Genomic DNA, 17,033 nt, shown 5'->3' on the forward strand with positions numbered 1-17,033 from the left:
GTTCGGTGTGGATTGCGATGTCTACACCTGACCGAAAGGCCCTCGTGCCCCACCGTAATGCACCCCTGACCGAGACCGGACGCCTGGGCCTGGCCCGCTGCGTGGTCGAAGACGGCTGGCCCCTGCGCCGGGCCGCCGAGCGCTTCCAGGTCTCGCCCACCACGGCCCAGCGGTGGGCCGACCGCTACCGGCAGCTCGGCGAGGCGGGGATGACCGACCGCTCCTCCCGCCCGCGCACCAGTCCGCGCCGCACTCCGACCCGTACCGAACGCCGGATCATCAAGGTCCGCGTGCTGCGCCGGTGGGGACCGGCCCGCATCGCAACTCCTGGACAGCTGCGGTGCGTTCGACGAGTCGGACAGCGTGTCGTGTCGGCTCGAACGCTCCGTTGACACCATCCGTCCCGCGTGCTTCCATCCCGCCATGCCGTCGCCGGAGCCTCTGACTCGCCGCCGCGCCGTGGACCTCGTCCGGGTCGCCGCCGCGCTGTGTCGGACGAGCGGCTGATCGCCATCTCCGCTCCCCTCTGACAGCTCTCAACCACCCTGCCGGGAAGGCAGTTGTGCCTGCTGCCGCCGGGCCGCCGGGGTGCCCGAGCCCCGGTCCAGGCCGCCCCCTGCTGTGTTCCTTCGCCCACCCATGACGAGGACTCGCCATGTCTGCTCCCACCCCCACGGGTCACCGCCACGAAACCGACTACGACCGCCGGAGGCTGCGCCAGTGGCTCGCCGGCGAGGCCAGGGCCGACGGGGTCACCCGCCGCCGGCTGCTCACCCTGCTCGCCGCCACCGCGGCCGGGACCGCACTCGGGAGCCCCCGCTCGGCCCGTGCCGCTGTCGCCGGAATCGTCAAGCCGCTGCCGCCCGAGTGGTTCATCGAACGCGGCACCAACGCCGAGACCCGCTGGGAGGCGCTGCGTGGAACCGGCCACCACACCCCCAACGAGCTGTTCTTCGTCCGTAACCACACCGCCACCCCAGTCCTGGAGGCCGGTGACTGGCGGCTGCGGCTGTGGGGGAGCGGGCTGCGCGGCAGCCCCGGAGAGGACCGGCCGGTGGAGTTCGGGTACGACGATCTGCGCGCGCTGCCGGCCGTCACCCGGACCGCCTTCGTCGAGTGCGCCGGCAACGGCCGCTCGTACTACACGACACAGCAGGGCGAGACCGTCACCGGCACCGTGTGGACCCTGGGAGCGATCGGGGTCGCGCGCTGGCGCGGGGTGCGTCTCGCCGACGTGCTGCGCAGGGCCGGTCTGTCCCACCACGCCGTGGACGTACAGCCGCGCGGCCTGGACGCCGACTACGTCAGCGGCGGCGAGAGCCTCGGCCGGGTACGCCGTCCGCTGCCGCTGGCCAAGGCGCTGGACGACGTACTGCTCGCCTACGAGATGAACGGTGAACGGCTTCCGTACGACCACGGGTATCCGGTGCGGGTGCTGGTGCCCTCCTGGGTGGGGATCGCGTCGATCAAATGGGTCGGCGACATCGAGGTATCCGCCGAGCCGCTGTTCTCCCCCTGGAACACCACCTTCTACCGGCTGTTCGGCCCCGCCTACCCGGAGGGCGGCAGCGCGCCCCTGACCCGGCAGGCGACAAAGAGCGCCTTCGAGCTGGCCGACGGGGCCGCGTTCTCGGTAGGACGCCGGCACGTACTCCACGGACGTTCGTGGTCGGGCGCGGGCGCCGTCGCCAGGGTCGACGTCAGCACCGATGGCGGTGCGAACTGGCGCCAGGCCCGCCTGCAGGACCGGCCCCTGGCCGGCACATGGACCCGCTGGTCTCTCGGATGGCGGCCCGAGGCGCCCGGCGCCACCCATCTGCTGGCCCGAGCCACGGACACGGCCGGTCGTACCCAGCCGGACGTCGCCGTGCCCAACACCCAGGGCTACCTTTTCGACGCGGTGGTACGGCACCCGGTGAACGTGGTGTGACGGATCGCTGAGCGACGCGCTCGGGCCGCGAGGGTCGGCGGACTTCGGTGAGCCTGCCCGTGGCCGCATCGAAGACGAAACCGCGGACGTGGTCCTTTTGCACTGCGAAGGGATCGGCCTTCTGCCGACCCGACCCCGACCCCGACCCGCAAGCTCTACCACTGAGTCCTGACATCGTCTGTCGACCGGGAACGACAGCGCCCGGTGTCGGCGGACAAGCAGCTTGGCCAGTGCTCGGCGGAGAGATCATGATGTGGGAATGTCCGACAACCGATCCTCTGTGGCACCGGATGTGGTGCGGCTCCCCCAGTACACGAACGCGGACCAGGCGGAGGTCCTTGGCAACAGCGACGATCCCTTCGGTGTCGCCTCGACCGGCCTGACCTGGCTGCCGAAAGAAGAACACCCCGGCGGGTGCCGAAGACATGCGACGCGGTCCATACCCGCCGTGGCGTCGGCGAGTGTGGACCGATCTGTCAACGCAGCGGGACCGTGGGCCATAGCGGTTCAGTGGCTCGTTCCTCGGCGGCGCGCAGGACACGCAGGACGTTCCGGCCGGTCAGGGCTTCCAGTTCGGGGCGGGACCAGCCGCGGTCAGCGAGTTCGCGCAGCAGGACCGGATAGCCGGAGACGTCGCCGAGGCCGGTCGGCTGGTGGTCCACTCCGTCGTAGTCGCCGCCGAGACCGATGTGGTCCACCCCGGCCACCTCGCGGGCGTGCTCCACGTGGTCGGCGACCTGGTCGACTGTCACCTCGGGACGCGGGTGGGCATCGAGCCAGCTCTTCAGGCGGGCGTCGAGCGCCGCTGTAGCCGGTCCGCGCGCGGAGTGCCACCGGCAGGTCGTTGTGGCCGTCGAAGACGGGTGTGCTGCGCAGTACTTCGTCGATCAGTGTGCCGTCGGTCATCAGCCGGTCACTCCTTCCTCCACGGGGTGCTGCTGACGTCTCGCCTGCCGTACCGGGTCGGGCACGGGCAGGGCGGCGACGAGCCGGCGGGTGTAGTCGTGTTGCGGGCTGCCGAGCACCCGGCCGGTGGGACCTTCCTCGGCGATCCGTCCCCGGTGCAGTACCACCACCCGGTCGGCGACCTGTTCGACCACGGCCAGGTCGTGGCTGACGAACAGCGCCGCGAAGCCCAGCTCCCGCTGGAGCTCGCCGAACAGGTCCAGCACCTTGGCCTGCACAGACACGTCCAGCGCCGAGGTCGGCTCGTCGGCGATGAGCAGTTCCGGCCGCAGCGCGAGCGCCCGGGCCAGGCTGGCGCGCTGGCGCTGGCCACCGCTGAGCTCGTGCGGGTAGCGGTCCGCGTAGGCGCGGGGCAGGCGCACCGCTTCGAGCAGCGACTCGGCCCGCGCCCGGATCTCCTTCGCGCCCAGCTCCCGCCGGTGCACAACGAAGGGTTCGGCGATGCTGTCGGCGATCGTCAGCAACGGGTTGAAACTGGTGGCGGGGTCCTGGAAGACGTATCCGATCCGCCCGGCCGTCTTCGACTTCCGGGACTTCCGTGTCAATGGCTCGCCGAACAGCTGCAGTTCTCCGCCCGTCACGGCGGTCAGCCCGGCGATCGCCCGCCCGATGGTGGTCTTGCCGCTGCCGCTCTCGCCGACCAGCCCGAGCACCTCGCCCGGCCGGATCTCGAAGCTCACCCCGTCCACCGCCCTGAAGCCCTTGCGCCCCAGCCGCCCCGGGTAGTCGACGACCAGCCCGGAGGCACGCACGGCCGGCTGTACCTCGCCGTCCGCCGTCTCCGGCCCGGCGCGTCCGCCGGTACCGAAGTCCGGCACGGCGGCGAGGAGTTCCCGGGTGTACGGGTGGGTGGGCGCCGCGAACAGATCACGTACCGGTGCCTGTTCCACCACTTGTCCCGTACGCATCACAGCTACCCGGTCGGCGAGGTCGGCGACGACCCCCATGTTGTGGGTGATGAGCAGCACGGAGGTGCCGAAGTCGGTGCGGCAGCGATGGAGCAGTTCCAGGATCTCCGCTTGGACCGTGACGTCCAGGGCGGTGGTGGGCTCGTCGGCGACGATGAGCCGGGTGCCCAGGGCGAGGGCCATGGCGATGACGGCGCGCTGCTTCTGGCCGCCGGACAGTTGGTGCGGATAGTGGTCGACGCGGGTGGCCGGGTCGGGGATGCCGACCTTGTCGAGCCATTCCACGGCGAGTGCCCGCCGTTCGGCCTTGCTGCCGCCGCGTCCGTGGGCGCGCAGGCCCTCGGTGAGCTGCCAGCCGATGGTGAAGACGGGGTTCAGTGCGGTGGATGGCTCCTGGAAGACCATCGCGACATGCGTTCCGCGCAGGGCGCGCAGCCCGCCCGCGGGCGCGGTGAGCACATCCTCTAAGGGCTCCGAGGTGCCGTCGCCGAGCAGGACACGGCCGCGGACGGTCGCGGTGTCGGGCAGCAGGCCGAGGACCGAGCGGGCGGTGACGGTCTTGCCGCTGCCGCTCTCGCCGACCAGGGCCAGCACCTCGCCGGGGGCGACGGAGAGGTTGACTCCGCGGACGGCGGGTGCCGCGCCGGTGTCGGTGGGGAACTCGACGTGCAGGTCCTCGATGCGCAGCAGGTCAGTCATCGTCCCCCGCCTCCGTCCGTGGACAGGGTGGGAGCACCTGTCCGGCGTCGCAGTCGTGGGTCGGCCAGGTCGGTGAGGCCCTCGCCGAGCAGGGTCGTGCCCAGGACCGTGAGCACGATGCCCAGGCCGGGCGGGATCGCCGTCCACCAGATGCCCGAAGTGACGTCGGCGACAGCGCGGTTGAGGTCGTAACCCCACTCGGCGGCGGAGTTGGGTTCGATTCCGAAGCCCAGAAAGCCGAGGCCGGCGAGGGTGAGGATGGCCTCCGACGCGTTGATTGTGAAGATCAGCGGGAGGGTACGCACCGAGTTGCGCAGCACGTGCCGGGTCATGATCCGCCACGGTCCCGTGCCGATCACCCGGGCCGCGTCGATGAACGGCTCGGACTTCACCCGGATCACCTCGGCGCGTACGACCCGGAAGTACTGCGGTATGAAGGAGACCGCGACCGAGCAGGCGGCCGCTCCGAGACCGCCGACGAGGCTCGACCGGCCGCCGCTGATCACGAGGGACATGAGGATGGCGAGCAGCAGCGGCGGGAACGCGTACAGCGCGTCGGCCAGTCCGACCAGCAGCCGGTCCAGCTTTCCGCCGAGGTAGCCGGAGACCAGTCCGAGCACGGTACCCGGCACCACCGACAGCAGCAGCGCGACGACGATGATCAGGAGCGCGGTCCGCGCGCCCCAGACTGTCCGGGACAGGACGTCATACCCGGAGATGGTAGTGCCCAGCGGATGGGCGCCGCTCGGGTGCTGCTGGGAGCCGAACAGGCCGCCCCCGTCCCGGAGCTGGGCGTAACCGTGCGGGGCGAGCAACGGCCCCAGTAGTGCGGTGAAGGCGAACAGGCCGGTCAGGACCAGGCCGGTGAGCAGCATGGCCCGCTGCACTCCCGCGCCCGTCCGCAGCCGTAGTGGCAGTCGTCGTGCCAGAACCAGCGCCATGACTCAGTACCTCACTCGCGGGTCGATCAGTGCGGCGACGACGTCGACGAGGAAGTTCGTCACCGCCACGACGACGGCGAACAGGGCCACGATGCCCTGCACCGCCGGGAAGTCACGGACCGTCAGGTAGTGCGCGAGCTCGTAGCCGAGGCCCTTCCACTCGAACGTGGTCTCGGTGAGCACGGCCCCGCCCAGGAGCCCGGCGACCTGGAGTCCCAGTACCGTGACGACGGGGATCAGCGCGGGCCGGGTGGCGTGCCGGGTGACCAGGCGCAGCGGGGCCACGCCCCGGGAGCGGGCGGCCTCGATGTACTCCGCGGAGAGCGTGCCGATCAGGTTGGTGCGCACCAACCGGAGCAGCACGCCGGCCATCAGCAGGCCCAGGGCCACCCCGGGCAGCACGGCGTGCCGGAGCACGTCCGTGATCGCCGCGCCGTCGCCGCTGCGCAGGGCGTCGATCAGGTACACGCCCGTCGTGCTGGTCTGGTCCTGGAGGAAGAGCTGGACGCCGGTGCTCGCCCGGCCCGACGCGGGCAGCCAGCCGAGCCAGATCGCGAAGACCAGTTTCAGCAGCAGGCCGACGAAGAACACGGGTGTCGCGTAGGTCAGGATCGCGAACAGGCGCAGGACCGCGTCGGGCGCCCGGTCGCGGTAGGAGGCCGCCACCATGCCCAGCGGGACACCGATCCCCAGGGCGACCAGCAGGGCGTAGCAGGCGAGTTCGACGGTCGCGGCGCCGTAGGTGCCGAGCACGTGCGTCACCGGCTGGTTGTCGGTGACCGTGCGGCCGAAGTCGCCGGTGGCCAGCGAACGCAGGTAGTCCAGGTACTGGGTGAGCAACGGCCGGTCGTAGCCCGCCTGGTGGAGCTTGGCCTGGAGCTGGTCCGGGGTGAGGCGGTCGCCGAAGGCGGCGCTGATCGGGTCGCCCGTCAGCCGCATCAGGAAGAAGACCAGGCTGACCAGGATCAGCACGGTGGGGATGATGAGGAGGAAACGGACCACCAGGTAGCGGGCGAATCCGATCCCGGCGGCGCCGTCGGCCGGGGTGCCGACGGCGCCGGGGGTCTCCCGAGTCAGAGCGCTCACTTCTTCGAGAGCCCCGCCCAGCGGAACTGGTACGTCGCATCCAGTTCGGCCGGCACACCGCTGACGTCGCTGCGGGTGACGATGGCGGTGGAGCCCTGGAGCAGCGGCAGCAGCGGCACCTGCGCGGCGGCCCTGTCCTGCGCCTGCTTCAGCAGCCCGGTCCGCTTCGCGGCGTCCGTCTCGGTCTCCTCCTTCTTGATCAGCGTGCGCACGGCGGGGTCGTCGTAGCCGTTGGCGACCCAGCTGTTGGCCGAGTAGAAGGGCGAGAGGTAGTTGTCGGCGTCGAGGTAGTCGGCGTACCAGCCGAGCTGATAAAGCGGGTAGAGGTGCTTGACGCGGTCCTTGCCGTACTGGCTCCACTCGGTGGACTGCAGGTTCACCTTGAACATCCCGGTGGCCTCCAGCTGGGACTTGATCAGCGCGTACTCGTCGGCCGAGGACGAGCCGTAGTGGTCGCTGTTGTACTGGAGGTTGAGCGTGACCGGGGTGCTCACCTTCGCGGCCTTCAGCCGGGCTGCCGCGGCGGCCTTGTCGGGGCCGCCCTTCTTGTCGCCGTAGAGCGACTTGAAGGAGGGGGTGGCGCCGGTCAGGCCGTCCGGGACGGAGCTGTAGAGCGGCTGGTAGGTGTTCTTGTAGACCTGCTGGGCGAGTTGGGACCGGTCGACCGAGTCCGCGACCGCCTGCCGGACGGCGAGGGCCTTCTTCCCGTCGGCGTTCTTCGTCTTGGTGCCGTACGGCTGGGTGGCGAGGTCGAAGACGATGTAGCGGATGCCGTTGCCGGAGCCGGTGTGGACCTTGACGCTCTTCTGCTTGCCGAGGTCGTCCAGGTCGGCGGTGGTGAGCGTGCGGTAGACGGCGTCGACGGTGCCCTGCTGGACGTCGAGCTTCAGGTTGCCGGCGTCCGTGTAGTACTTGAGCTGGACGTTCTTGGTCTTCGGCGTGCCCAGCTGCCCCTTGTACTCCGCGTTGGAGGCGAAGGACACCAGCGAGTTCTTGTCGTAGCTCTTGATGCCGTACGGCCCGTTCCACGGCTTGGCCGCGACGATCGACTTGTCGTCGAGGATCTTGTCCGCGGGGAACACCTGCTCGTCCACGATGTAGCCGGCGGCCGTGGACAGCACCTGCGGGAACAGCGTGTCATTGGCCGACTTGAGGGTGAAGACGACCGTGGTCGGGTCCGGGGCGGAGACCGAGGCGATGTTGTACAGCAGTGACGACGGGCCGTTCTCGTCGGCGATCTTCAGGTCCCGGTCGAAGCTGAACTTGACGTCCGAGGACGTCAGTTCGTGGCCGTTGGCGAACTTCAGGCCCTTCTGAAGGGTGACCGTGTATTCCTTGGGCCCGGTCAACTTGATCCCGCTGGCCAGCTCAGGGGAGACGTCCGCTGAGCCGTTCTTCTGGCTGAGCAGGGTCGCGTAGACCTCGCTCTCGATGGTGCCGGAGCCGGCGTCCCACGCACCGGCCGGGTCGAGGCTGGTGACCTGGTCGGTCGTACCGACGGTGATCGCTGAGCCGGAGCTCGCGGTGCCGCCGTCCTTGCTGCTGGTGCAGCCGGTCAGCGCCACCAGGAACGCTGTGCCGAGGGATACCGCGCCGAGGCCGGAGCGAAGGGGTCTGCTCGGCGCCGGGCCGCTGTGGAGTGCCATCAGGAGTCTCTGCTTCCGCGTCAGGGGTGCGTGAGGCAGCCGTGGCGCAGGGCTGTGCCATGGCGTGCGAGATCAGGCAGGAAAAGAGGGGGTTTACACCGACGGGTGGTGGCTCTGCCGACCGTCGGAGGGCGGAATCAGCCCGTACACAGACAGCTGGACACCAGCAGCAAATCGACATGGAGCCGGGAGCACAGCATCAAGGCTCTCGCCATGCCGTCCTCCCGGGTTCTGGCCCGCCTCGGGGCCGATGTGAGCGCACTTGCAGAAAGAAGAGATCCGCCGAGCCTTCACCTGGGGCACCCCACTGCGTCGAGGGTTGCCGTCCGGCCAGCCAGGGCTTGATCACCGGAACTCGTAGCTCGCGCTCACCGTAGATCGGCTGCTCTACCGGCGTCAACACCGCCCCGGAACGGCCGGACCCGGCGGAACGCATGGTGGACGTATCCATCCCGGGTGTGCTTTCATCCGGCCATGGAGACCTCTGGCACGGCACACACGGTGCTGCTCGACCCGTTCTGGGGGAGCCGCCGCGCCGACCAGTTCGACCAGGTCTGTTGCTGACCGCCGTCCCACGGCCCGCGACCTCGTTCCCTTCTTTCTGACTGCTCGTTCCGGCTGCCTCCGACTAGTTCCTGTCCAGGGCGGGTTGCGAGGGCCGGTCGGCTGCCGTTGCCGCGAAGGAACTCCCATGGCTCAACTCACGGTCCTGCCCGTCATCGACATCTCTCGCTTCCGCACCCCGGACACGGACCGGGCCGCCTTTCTCGCCGAACTCCGGTCCGCGGCACACGAGGTGGGCTTCTTCTACGTCACCGGACACGGTGTCCCCGCAGCCCTGCGGGACGAGGCGCTGACCGCGGCACGCGCCTTCTTCGCCCTGCCCGAGAAGCGGCGGCTGGAGATCGAGAATCTGAACTCGCCCCAGTTCCGCGGCTACACCCGTACCGGGACCGAGTACACGGCGGGCAGCGCCGACTGGCGGGAGCAGATCGACATCGGCCCGGAGCGGGCGGCGTTGGAGACCGGTCCGGACGACCCCGACTACCTGCGCCTGATCGGCCCGAACCAGTGGCCCTCCGCGCTCCCGGACCTCAAGGACATCGTGCTCCGCTGGCAGGCGGAGGCGCTGCGAGTCAGCCGGGAGGTGCTGCGTGCCCTCGCCGCGGCGCTCGGACAGGACGAGGGCTACTTCGACCAGTGGTTCGACGACGAGGCCGCCGTCCACGTGAAGATCGTGCACTACCCGCCGCGGCTCGCGCAGGACGCCGACCAGGGAGTGGGCGCGCACAAGGACTACGGCTACCTCGCCCTCCTCCAGCAGGACGACGTCGGCGGACTCCAGGTGCAGCGCGAGGACGGCGGCTGGATCGACGCGGTGCCCGTGCCCGACGCCTTCGTGTTCAACATCGGGGAGATGCTGGAGATCGCCACCCAGGGCTATCTGAAAGCCACGCGGCACAGAGTTGTCAGCCCGCAGCCGGGCGTCGACCGCTACTCGATCCCCTTCTTCCTCGGTCCGCGCCTCGACGCGGTCGTCAAACCGCTGGAACTCCCCGCCGAACTGGCCGCGTTGAGCCGGGGCGTCACCGACGATCCGGACAACCCGTTGCTCGCCGCCTTCGGCGAGAACGCGGTCGTCGGCTGGCTCCGCTCGCATCCGCGGGTCGCTGAGCGCTGGTGGTCCGATGTCCTGGCGGTGGGGGTCCCCCCGCTCGAGCGAAGCCGAGAGTGGGGGAGGGAGAACGGCCGATGAGCACCGCCGACTGGGCGTTCGAGACCCGGCAGGTGCACGCCGGCGCGGTTCCCGACCCGGTCACCGGGGCGCGGGCGGTGCCGATCCACCCGACCGCCGGCTATGTCTTCCGGGACACCGGGCACGCCGCCGCGGCCTTCGAACTGGCCGACCTCGCCACCCACGCCTACACGCGATTGTCGAATCCGACCACCGTGGTGGCGGAGGAGTGGATCGCCGCCCTGGAGGGCGGTTCGGCGGCGGTCGCCGTGGCCAGCGGGCAGGCCGCGACCAGCCTCGCCCTGCTCAACCTGGCCCGCGCGGGCGACCACATCGTTGCCTCGTCGTCCCTGTACGGCGGCACCCGCACCCTGCTGGAGCACACGTTCGCCGACTTCGGCATCGAGGTCACCTTCGTCGACGACCCGGACGACCTGGGCGCCTGGTACACGGCGGTACGGCCCACCACCAAGGCGTTCTTCGGCGAGACGCTCGGCAATCCGCGCGGAAACGTCCTCGACACCGAGGCGGTCGCCCGCATCGCCCACGAGATCGGCGTCCCGCTCGTCGTCGACAACACCGTGCTCACCCCGTACCTGCTGCGTCCCCTCGAACACGGCGCCGACATCGTCGTGCACTCCACCACCAAGTTCCTCTCCGGCCACGGCACCGGCATCGGCGGGGTCGTCGTGGACAGCGGGCGCTTCGACTTCGGTGCGGATCCCGGCCGCTGGCCCGGACTGACCGGCCCGGACCCCACGTACAACGGGCTGTCCTTCTGGGACTCCTTCGCGGACCTCGGACTCGCCTACGCACTGCGCCTGCGCACCCGGCTGGTACGGGACCTCGGCCCTGCCGTCTCCCCGTTCAACAGCTTCCTGCTTCTTCAGGGCCTGGAGACACTGAGCCTGCGCGTCGAACGGCACGTCGCCAACGCGCAGGCGCTCGCCACCTGGCTGGAGGACCAGCCCCAGGTGACGCGGGTGCACTACGCCTCACTGCCCTCCAGCCCCTGGCAGACCCAGGCCAAGCGCTATCTGCCTTGCGGCGCCGGAGCGGTGCTCTCCTTCGAACTCGCCGGCGGTCTGCAGGCGGGCCGACGCTTCGTCGAAGGGGTCCGGCTGTTCAGCCATCTCGCGAACATCGGCGACGTGCGCAGCCTCGTCATCCACCCCGCTTCCACCACCCACGCCCAGCTGGACCCCGCTCAGCAGGCCGCGGCCGGCGTTACCCCCGGCCTGGTGCGGCTGTCGGTCGGCATCGAAGGCGTCGACGACCTGATCGCCGACCTCGCCGCAGGCCTGCGAGCAACCGCCGTATGACATCCACCGCACGCCCCCGGGGAGCCCGACCCGCCATGCGCCGCAGCACCGTCCTCCGCTTCACCGCCGCTGCGGTCCTCGCCGACCTGTCCGTGACCTCCTGCGGTACCGGAACCGCCGACAACCCCGCGAACGCCGGACAGACCAGCCAGGCGGCCCAGCCCACCGCCACCGACACCGGCACCACGCTCCGCGACCACCTCGGGCTGCCCCGGCCGCCCAGGACCTCCTGACCACGCACCCCTACCGACACCTGCACCCGGCGCAGAAGAAGGAGAACGCCATGACCACCGTCGCCCGTTTCGAGATCCTCAGGGCAGGCCCCCGCTTCGGCGCCGAAGTCGTCGGCGTCGACCTGACCTCACCCGTCGACGACATCACCGCCGAGGAACTGCGCCGGGCCTTCCGCGAGCACAAGGTCCTCGTGTTCCGCGGCCAGCACCTGACCCCCGACCAGCAGGTCGCGGCCGTCGGCCTCTTCGCGCGGCCCTTCGACCACCCGACCGCCGTGAAGCACCCGGCCAACCCGCTGGTCTACCCGTACAACGTGAAGCAGACCGGCAAGGCCAGCACCTGGCACATCGGCGGTCTGTGGCGCGACCCCGTGTTCGCGATCGAGTCGCTCACCTACGAGGTGGTGCCCGAGCTGGGCGGCCACACCCTGTGGGCGGACCTCCAGGCCGCGTACGACGACCTGTCAGAACCGTTCAAGGTGCTGCTGGAATCGGTCGGCGCCCTCTACGACGGCAACGCGGAGAACTACGCGCAGGGCAGCAAGAAGAACGCTCCCGGCGAACCCGTCGAGCACCCGGTCGTCCTCACCCACCCGGTCACCGGCCGCAAGGGCCTCTTCATCAGCAGCTCGGCCAAGCAACTCACCGGAGTGACCCCGGCCGAGAGCAAGGTGCTGCTCGACCATCTGCTCCGGCACGCCTCCTCGCCGAACTACACCATCCGGTTCGGCTGGAAGCCCGGCGACTTCGTCCTCTGGGACAACCGGGCAACCTGGCACTACGCCGTCGACGACTACGGCGACGGCGAGCGCGTCTACCGCAAGGTCCTCGGTGTGGAGCCTGACACGGGCACCACGGAGCGGCACGCCTGAATGCTCCCAGGAGAAGACCGCGCCGCCCGGCGGGTACTGCTGGTGTGCATGGCCGCAGGGTCAACCACCCTGCTGGACCAAGCGGTTCTGAACATCGCCGTCCCGAGCATGCGGTACTCACTCGGGGCCGGCGCGGCGGACGTCCAGTGGATCGTGGCCGGTTACTCGCTCGCCTTCGGGCTGGCCCTCGTACCCGGGGGCAGCCTCGGCGACCTTCACGGACGCAAGCGGTTCTTCCTCGCGGGCGTGGCCGTCTTCCTCCTCGCGGGGGTGGCGGCCGCGACCGGCGGCGGGCCGGGGACCTTGATCACCGCGCGCCTGGTGCAGGGCGCCGCCGCGGGGCTCGTCAACTCCCAGGTGATCGGCACCATCCAGGACGTGTTCCACGGGCTCGACCGAGGCCGGGCGCTCGGCCTGTACGCGGTGACGGGCGGCGTCGCCGCAGCACTCGGCCCACCACTCGGTGGGGCGCTGGTCGCCGGGCTCGGAACCGGGGCCGGCTGGCGGTACTGCCTCCTGCTGAGCGCACCCTGCGCGGTGATCACCTTGGTCCTCGCGGTCCGCTGGCTGCCACCGCCCCGGCACACCGCCCGCGACTCCCGGCTGGACATCCTCGGCCTCGCCCTGGCCTGCGGATGCACACTGACGCTGATGGTGCCGTTCATCCGCACACCGGACAGCGGGGGACAGGCACTTCTGTGGGCGGCCGGCGTAGCCGTCCTGGCCTGCGCGTTCACCGTGCACCAGCGGCTACGGGTCCGCAGGGGCCGGGTGCCGCTGGTGCATCCGGCGCTCGCGTCGTCGAAGCCGTACCTGCTGGGCACGGCCGTCGCCATGGCCCAGTTCGGCTCCTCGCTCGCCGCGTCCCTCGTGCTCACCGTCTTCCTCCAGGACGGGCTCGGTCTGTCCGCCCTCCTCACGGCGGCGATCTCGCTCCCCTCGGCGATCGCGATGGGTGTCTCCTCGGCACTCGCCTGGCGGCTGATGCGAAGGATCGGACCGCGCACGGTGAACGTCGGCCTGGCGCTGGGCGTCTGCGCCACCCTGGCCGGGGCGGTGGCCGCGCTTCTCGCGCCGTCCGGCGCCCTGCCGGTCCTGCTCGCCGTGACACAGTTGCTGTCGGGTGCCGCCGGCGGGCTCTCCGTCTCACCCAACCAGACCCAGGTCCTCCAGCACGCGCCGGCCGAGGCCGCCGGCGTTGGCGGCGGCATCCTGCAGATGGCCCAGCGCATCGCGGCGGCCGTCTGCCTCAGCGCCGTATCGGCGGTCTATCTGCACTCCGCCTCCGGCTCGTCCGCGGGCAGCGGCCCACGAGCCGCGTACGCGTTCGCCTCCTGCGTCTGCGCCGGGCTGCTCGCCGCCGCGCTGGTGCTCTCGCGACTGCGCGGGGCCGCCGCCGCACCGCGTTCACCGAGACCCGAATTCCCTACTCTGAGGAGTCCCCGAGATGACCGGCACCACGACGAGCGCAGTCCGCAAGAACGGTAGGAGCCCGGAAGAACCGGAGCAGTTGCTCGACACGGCACCCGACCCCCGGCCTGGGCTGCGCGCCTACCTGGAGGTCAAGCGGGCCGCCCTGCTCGCCAAGCGGCGGGCCCAGCGGACCGCTCCCGTCACCGAGCCGAACCGGCTGCGGGCCCGCACCAGGGCCGAGGAACGCAGCGGCGTACGGCGTATTCGCATCCGCCACCACCAGATCCTCAGCGACTCCCCGCTGGACTTTGCGGGCTACGACCTCGGGCCCGCCTCCCCGGAGATCCAGCTCGGCGCGTTGTCCAGCTGCCTCACCCACATCTTCCTCATCCAGGCAGCCGACCTGCGTATCCCGCTGGACTCCCTGGAGGTCGAGGTCCAGGCGGACCAGGACCCACGCGCCGGGGAGCCCGGCTTCGAGCAGGTGCCGATCTACCCGCACAACATCTCCTACACCGTGCACATCACCTCACCCGCGGGCAAGGAACGCATCCGCGAACTCCACGAGACGGTCGAGCGCAAGTGCCCGATCTACAACCTGCTGATCAACCCGCAGCACATCACCGGACGGGTCGTGCTGACCGGAAGTCCGCAGGAGATCTGACGATGGTCCGCCTACGGCCGTGATGTGTCAAAGTCCGTATGCCGGGCGCGCTTTGACGCGCGGAAAGGTGCGTTCATACACTACCGGCCACGACGACGCGCCGCCCCCTGCTCGTCGTACGGCACATCGTGCCCAACGCGCTCGGCCCGCTGCTCGTCCTGGCCACCGTCGGGTTCGGCTCGTCCGTGATCGCCGCCTCCGGGCTCAGCTTCCTCGGGCTCGGCCGCCAACCGCCCCCGCCCGAATGGGGAACCATGCTCTCGGAAGGCCGCAACTTCCTCGCCACCGCCTGGTGGATCGGCGTCTTCCCCGGCGCGGCGATCACCTTCACCGCGCTCTCCGTCAACGTCATAGGCCGTCGGGCGCAGGCCCGCTTCACGCGGAGGACCGACGGATGAGCCTTCTCGACATCGACGGACTCGACGTCTCCTTCGGCACCCTGCACGCCGTCCGCGACGTCTCCCTGCGTCTCGACCGCGGGGAGTGCCTGGCCCTGGTCGGCGAGTCGGGTTCCGGCAAGAGCGTCACCGCCCGTGCCCTGGCCGGACTGGCCGGCCGCGGCGCCTCGGTCACCGCCCGCCGCCTCACCTTCGACGGTACGGACCTGCGCACCCTCAAGGACCCCGCCTGGCGCGACATCCGGGGCCGCCGCATCGGTCTCGTCCTCCAGGACGCCCTGGTCTCCCTGGACCCGCTGCGCCGCGTCGGTGCCGAGATAGCCGAGCCCCTGCGTGCCCACCGACTACTGCCCCGGCCCGAACTACGGCCACGTGTGCTGGAGTTGCTGTCCGACGTGGGAGTACCGGACCCCGCCCGCCGCGCCGGCCAGTACCCGCACCAACTCTCCGGCGACCTGCGCCAACGCGCCCTGATCGCCGCCGCCGTCGCTGCTGCCCCCGACCTGCTCATCGCCGACGAGCCGACCACCGCGCCCGACGTCACGGTGCAGGCGTAGGTGCTGAGCCTGCTGGCCAAACTCCGTGGCGAGGGCACCGCCCTCCTCCTGATCAGCCACGACCTCTCGGTGGTGGCGGGCCCCGTGGACCGCGTCGCGGTCATGTACGGCGGCAGGATCGTGGAACACGGCCCCACCGACCGCGTGCTCAGGTCGCCGCGCCACCCCTACACCCGGACGCTGCTGGACGCCGTACCCACCGCACACGCGAAGGGCACCCGACTGTCCCCGTCCGTGCCGCCGGGCCTGCCCGCCGAACCGGCCGGCTGCGCCTACGCAGCCCGCTGCGCCCTGGCCGACGACGGCTGCCGCACCGCGCTCCCCGACCGGGACGACCACGCAACACTCTGCCACTACCCGCTGCCCGCCACGACGGCGGCGAGGATCTTCCCCACCCCCACGGTGACCGAGACCGTAACGCCCGGACCGCCCCTGGTGGTGGCTGAGGACCTCACCAAACGCTACCGGGCACCCGATGGCACACCGCACGACGCCGTCCGCGACGTCTCCCTGACCCTGCACCGGGGCGAGACCCTGGGCGTGGTCGGCGAGTCGGGCTCGGGCAAGACCACCGTGGCCCGCATTCTCCTCGGACTGACCGAACCCGACACGGGAACGGTGCGGTTCGACGGGGTGCCCTGGACCGGGGTGCCCGAGCGCGCACGGCGCCCGCTGCGGCAACGCGTCCAGGCCGTGCAACAGGACCCGCTCGGTTCCTTCGACCCCCGCTTCGACGTGGAGCGGGTGATCGGGGAGGCCGTCGCCCGCGCCGGCCCGCGGCGCGGGCCGGCGCGCCGGGCCAGAGTGGCCGAACTGCTCGACCAGGTGGGGCTGTCGGCGTCGGTACTGGACCGCCGTGCGCGTGAGCTCTCCGGCGGCCAGCGTCAACGTGTCGCCATCGCGCGCGCGTTGGCGCCGACCCCCGACCTGATCGTCTGCGACGAACCCGTCTCCGCACTCGACGTCTCCGTCCAGGCCCAGATCCTGGACCTCCTCGCCGACCTGCGCCGCGACACCGGCGTCACGCTCCTGTTCATCTCCCACGACCTCGGAGTCGTCCACCACGTCAGCGACCGGGTGCTGGTCATGAGGGACGGCCGGGTGATCGAGTCCGGTGACGTGGCAGCCGTCTTCACGAACCCGGACGAGGAGTACACGAGGGAGCTGTTGGCGGCGGTACCCGGGGCTGCCACGGTCTGACCATGCCGACGAGCCGAACGGCACACGCCGTGCCCCTCCTGCCGGAGTACGGTCACCCGGACCGCTCCGGGGACCCGGCGAACCGGCAACGCGGGCGCGGGTCACCCGGCGGACGCGAGCACCGTGGTACGGCCTCCCAACGCGGCGGACTCGCGGCGGCGCCCGAGTCGGCTCCGACCAGGACGAGGGGTCCTGTGACACTGTCCTCGGCCGTCGTGCCCTCGGCGGCCTCGGTGAGGCGGGCGGTGAGGGCCGTCAGGTCCTCGGTGCCGAGGCCGGGGGCGTGCTGTACGCGCTGGGGGCAGTGGAGACCTGAGGACGGCTCGGGGCTCGCCCCGCCACCCATTCCGCGCAAGAGATCGCAGAGTGGGTCACTTCTCATCCGCCGTCCGTGGCCGTCGCTTTTCACCCGTCGCCGAGAATCGGCGGTTCCTGGCCGGGACCGACCCGCCGAGCGTCAGAC

General features: G+C 70.9%; 16 protein-coding genes and 1 riboswitch. Of the genes, 11 read left to right on the forward strand and 5 right to left on the reverse strand.

What is annotated here, in order from left to right:
* The first annotated feature begins 44 nt into the window (after window positions 1-44).
* Both ABZX30_RS10945 and ABZX30_RS10950 read left to right on the forward strand, forming a co-directional pair.
* Window positions 45-392, forward strand: coding sequence for a leucine zipper domain-containing protein (locus ABZX30_RS10945; protein WP_355931545.1), 348 nt, complete (start codon window positions 45-47; stop codon window positions 390-392).
* Window positions 393-655: 263 nt separating this feature from the next.
* Window positions 656-1,930 carry a sulfite oxidase gene (locus tag ABZX30_RS10950; protein ID WP_355931546.1) on the forward strand — a complete coding sequence of 425 codons (1,275 nt, stop codon included), beginning with the start codon at window positions 656-658 and terminating at the stop codon, window positions 1,928-1,930.
* A 476-nt stretch (window positions 1,931-2,406) separates the two neighbouring features.
* Here the strand turns inward: ABZX30_RS10950 and ABZX30_RS10955 are convergent, their stop codons facing one another.
* The 5 genes from ABZX30_RS10955 to ABZX30_RS10975 all read right to left on the reverse strand — a co-directional run bounded on the left by ABZX30_RS10955 (window position 2,407) and on the right by ABZX30_RS10975 (window position 8,176).
* Window positions 2,407-2,682: a membrane dipeptidase gene (locus ABZX30_RS10955; protein WP_355931549.1), complete on the reverse strand. Its 276-nt coding sequence runs from the start codon at window positions 2,680-2,682 to the stop codon at window positions 2,407-2,409.
* Between the two features lie 153 nt (window positions 2,683-2,835).
* On the reverse strand, window positions 2,836-4,503 hold the full coding sequence (locus tag ABZX30_RS10960; RefSeq protein WP_355931552.1) for an ABC transporter ATP-binding protein: 1,668 nt from the start codon (window positions 4,501-4,503) through the stop codon (window positions 2,836-2,838).
* On the reverse strand, window positions 4,500-5,444 hold the full coding sequence (locus tag ABZX30_RS10965; RefSeq protein ID WP_355931555.1) for an ABC transporter permease: 945 nt from the start codon (window positions 5,442-5,444) through the stop codon (window positions 4,500-4,502). The genes ABZX30_RS10960 and ABZX30_RS10965 overlap by 4 nt, the downstream gene beginning before the upstream one ends.
* Before the next feature lie 3 nt (window positions 5,445-5,447).
* On the reverse strand, window positions 5,448-6,530 hold the full coding sequence (locus ABZX30_RS10970; protein WP_355931556.1) for an ABC transporter permease: 1,083 nt from the start codon (window positions 6,528-6,530) through the stop codon (window positions 5,448-5,450).
* On the reverse strand, window positions 6,527-8,176 hold the full coding sequence (locus ABZX30_RS10975) for an ABC transporter substrate-binding protein (protein ID WP_355931559.1): 1,650 nt from the start codon (window positions 8,174-8,176) through the stop codon (window positions 6,527-6,529). Before ABZX30_RS10975 ends, ABZX30_RS10970 begins: the two co-directional genes overlap by 4 nt.
* Window positions 8,177-8,429: 253 nt before the next feature.
* Window positions 8,430-8,539, reverse strand: a riboswitch (SAM riboswitch).
* 328 nt (window positions 8,540-8,867) lie between these two features.
* Between ABZX30_RS10975 and ABZX30_RS10980 the strand changes: the two genes are divergently transcribed.
* The 9 genes from ABZX30_RS10980 (at window position 8,868) to ABZX30_RS11020 (ending at window position 16,570) form a co-directional block, all read left to right on the forward strand.
* Window positions 8,868-9,932, forward strand: coding sequence for a 2-oxoglutarate and iron-dependent oxygenase domain-containing protein (locus ABZX30_RS10980; RefSeq protein ID WP_355931560.1), 1,065 nt, complete (start codon window positions 8,868-8,870; stop codon window positions 9,930-9,932).
* Window positions 9,929-11,233 carry a PLP-dependent transferase gene (locus ABZX30_RS10985; RefSeq protein ID WP_355931562.1) on the forward strand — a complete coding sequence of 435 codons (1,305 nt, stop codon included), beginning with the start codon at window positions 9,929-9,931 and terminating at the stop codon, window positions 11,231-11,233. Before ABZX30_RS10980 ends, ABZX30_RS10985 begins: the two co-directional genes overlap by 4 nt.
* 35 nt (window positions 11,234-11,268) lie before the next feature.
* Window positions 11,269-11,466, forward strand: a complete 198-nt coding sequence (locus ABZX30_RS10990) for a hypothetical protein (protein WP_355931565.1) — start codon at window positions 11,269-11,271, stop codon at window positions 11,464-11,466.
* Window positions 11,467-11,516: 50 nt separating this feature from the next.
* Window positions 11,517-12,338: a TauD/TfdA family dioxygenase gene (locus ABZX30_RS10995; protein ID WP_355931568.1), complete on the forward strand. Its 822-nt coding sequence runs from the start codon at window positions 11,517-11,519 to the stop codon at window positions 12,336-12,338.
* Between the two features lie 48 nt (window positions 12,339-12,386).
* Window positions 12,387-13,826, forward strand: coding sequence for an MFS transporter (locus ABZX30_RS11000; RefSeq protein WP_355931571.1), 1,440 nt, complete (start codon window positions 12,387-12,389; stop codon window positions 13,824-13,826).
* A complete protein-coding gene (locus tag ABZX30_RS11005; protein ID WP_355931574.1) occupies window positions 13,786-14,415 on the forward strand; it encodes an OsmC family protein in 630 nt (209 codons plus the stop codon). Before ABZX30_RS11000 ends, ABZX30_RS11005 begins: the two co-directional genes overlap by 41 nt.
* Before the next feature lie 107 nt (window positions 14,416-14,522).
* Window positions 14,523-14,813 (forward strand): ABC transporter permease subunit, encoded by a 291-nt coding sequence (locus tag ABZX30_RS11010; RefSeq protein WP_355931592.1) that lies wholly within the window; start codon window positions 14,523-14,525, stop codon window positions 14,811-14,813.
* Window positions 14,810-15,370 carry an ATP-binding cassette domain-containing protein gene (locus ABZX30_RS11015; protein ID WP_355931577.1) on the forward strand — a complete coding sequence of 187 codons (561 nt, stop codon included), beginning with the start codon at window positions 14,810-14,812 and terminating at the stop codon, window positions 15,368-15,370. Before ABZX30_RS11010 ends, ABZX30_RS11015 begins: the two co-directional genes overlap by 4 nt.
* Window positions 15,371-16,570, forward strand: coding sequence for an oligopeptide/dipeptide ABC transporter ATP-binding protein (locus ABZX30_RS11020; RefSeq protein ID WP_355931579.1), 1,200 nt, complete (start codon window positions 15,371-15,373; stop codon window positions 16,568-16,570).
* Window positions 16,571-17,033 lie beyond the last annotated feature (463 nt).

Source organism: Streptomyces sp. NPDC004542 (assembly GCF_040610035.1).
GTDB lineage: Bacteria > Actinomycetota > Actinomycetes > Streptomycetales > Streptomycetaceae > Streptomyces.

Coding starts and splice junctions, on each gene's coding strand:
- ABZX30_RS10975 (WP_355931559.1), bottom strand. CDS start 8,176: ATGGCACTCCACAGCGGCCCGGCGCCGAGCAGACCCCTTCGCTCCGGC.
- ABZX30_RS10960 (WP_355931552.1), bottom strand. CDS start 4,503: ATGACTGACCTGCTGCGCATCGAGGACCTGCACGTCGAGTTCCCCACC.
- ABZX30_RS11015 (WP_355931577.1), top strand. CDS start 14,810: ATGAGCCTTCTCGACATCGACGGACTCGACGTCTCCTTCGGCACCCTG.
- ABZX30_RS11000 (WP_355931571.1), top strand. CDS start 12,387: ATGGCCGCAGGGTCAACCACCCTGCTGGACCAAGCGGTTCTGAACATC.
- ABZX30_RS10995 (WP_355931568.1), top strand. CDS start 11,517: ATGACCACCGTCGCCCGTTTCGAGATCCTCAGGGCAGGCCCCCGCTTC.
- ABZX30_RS10950 (WP_355931546.1), top strand. CDS start 656: ATGTCTGCTCCCACCCCCACGGGTCACCGCCACGAAACCGACTACGAC.
- ABZX30_RS11005 (WP_355931574.1), top strand. CDS start 13,786: ATGACCGGCACCACGACGAGCGCAGTCCGCAAGAACGGTAGGAGCCCG.
- ABZX30_RS10980 (WP_355931560.1), top strand. CDS start 8,868: ATGGCTCAACTCACGGTCCTGCCCGTCATCGACATCTCTCGCTTCCGC.
- ABZX30_RS10990 (WP_355931565.1), top strand. CDS start 11,269: ATGCGCCGCAGCACCGTCCTCCGCTTCACCGCCGCTGCGGTCCTCGCC.
- ABZX30_RS10965 (WP_355931555.1), bottom strand. CDS start 5,444: ATGGCGCTGGTTCTGGCACGACGACTGCCACTACGGCTGCGGACGGGC.
- ABZX30_RS10985 (WP_355931562.1), top strand. CDS start 9,929: ATGAGCACCGCCGACTGGGCGTTCGAGACCCGGCAGGTGCACGCCGGC.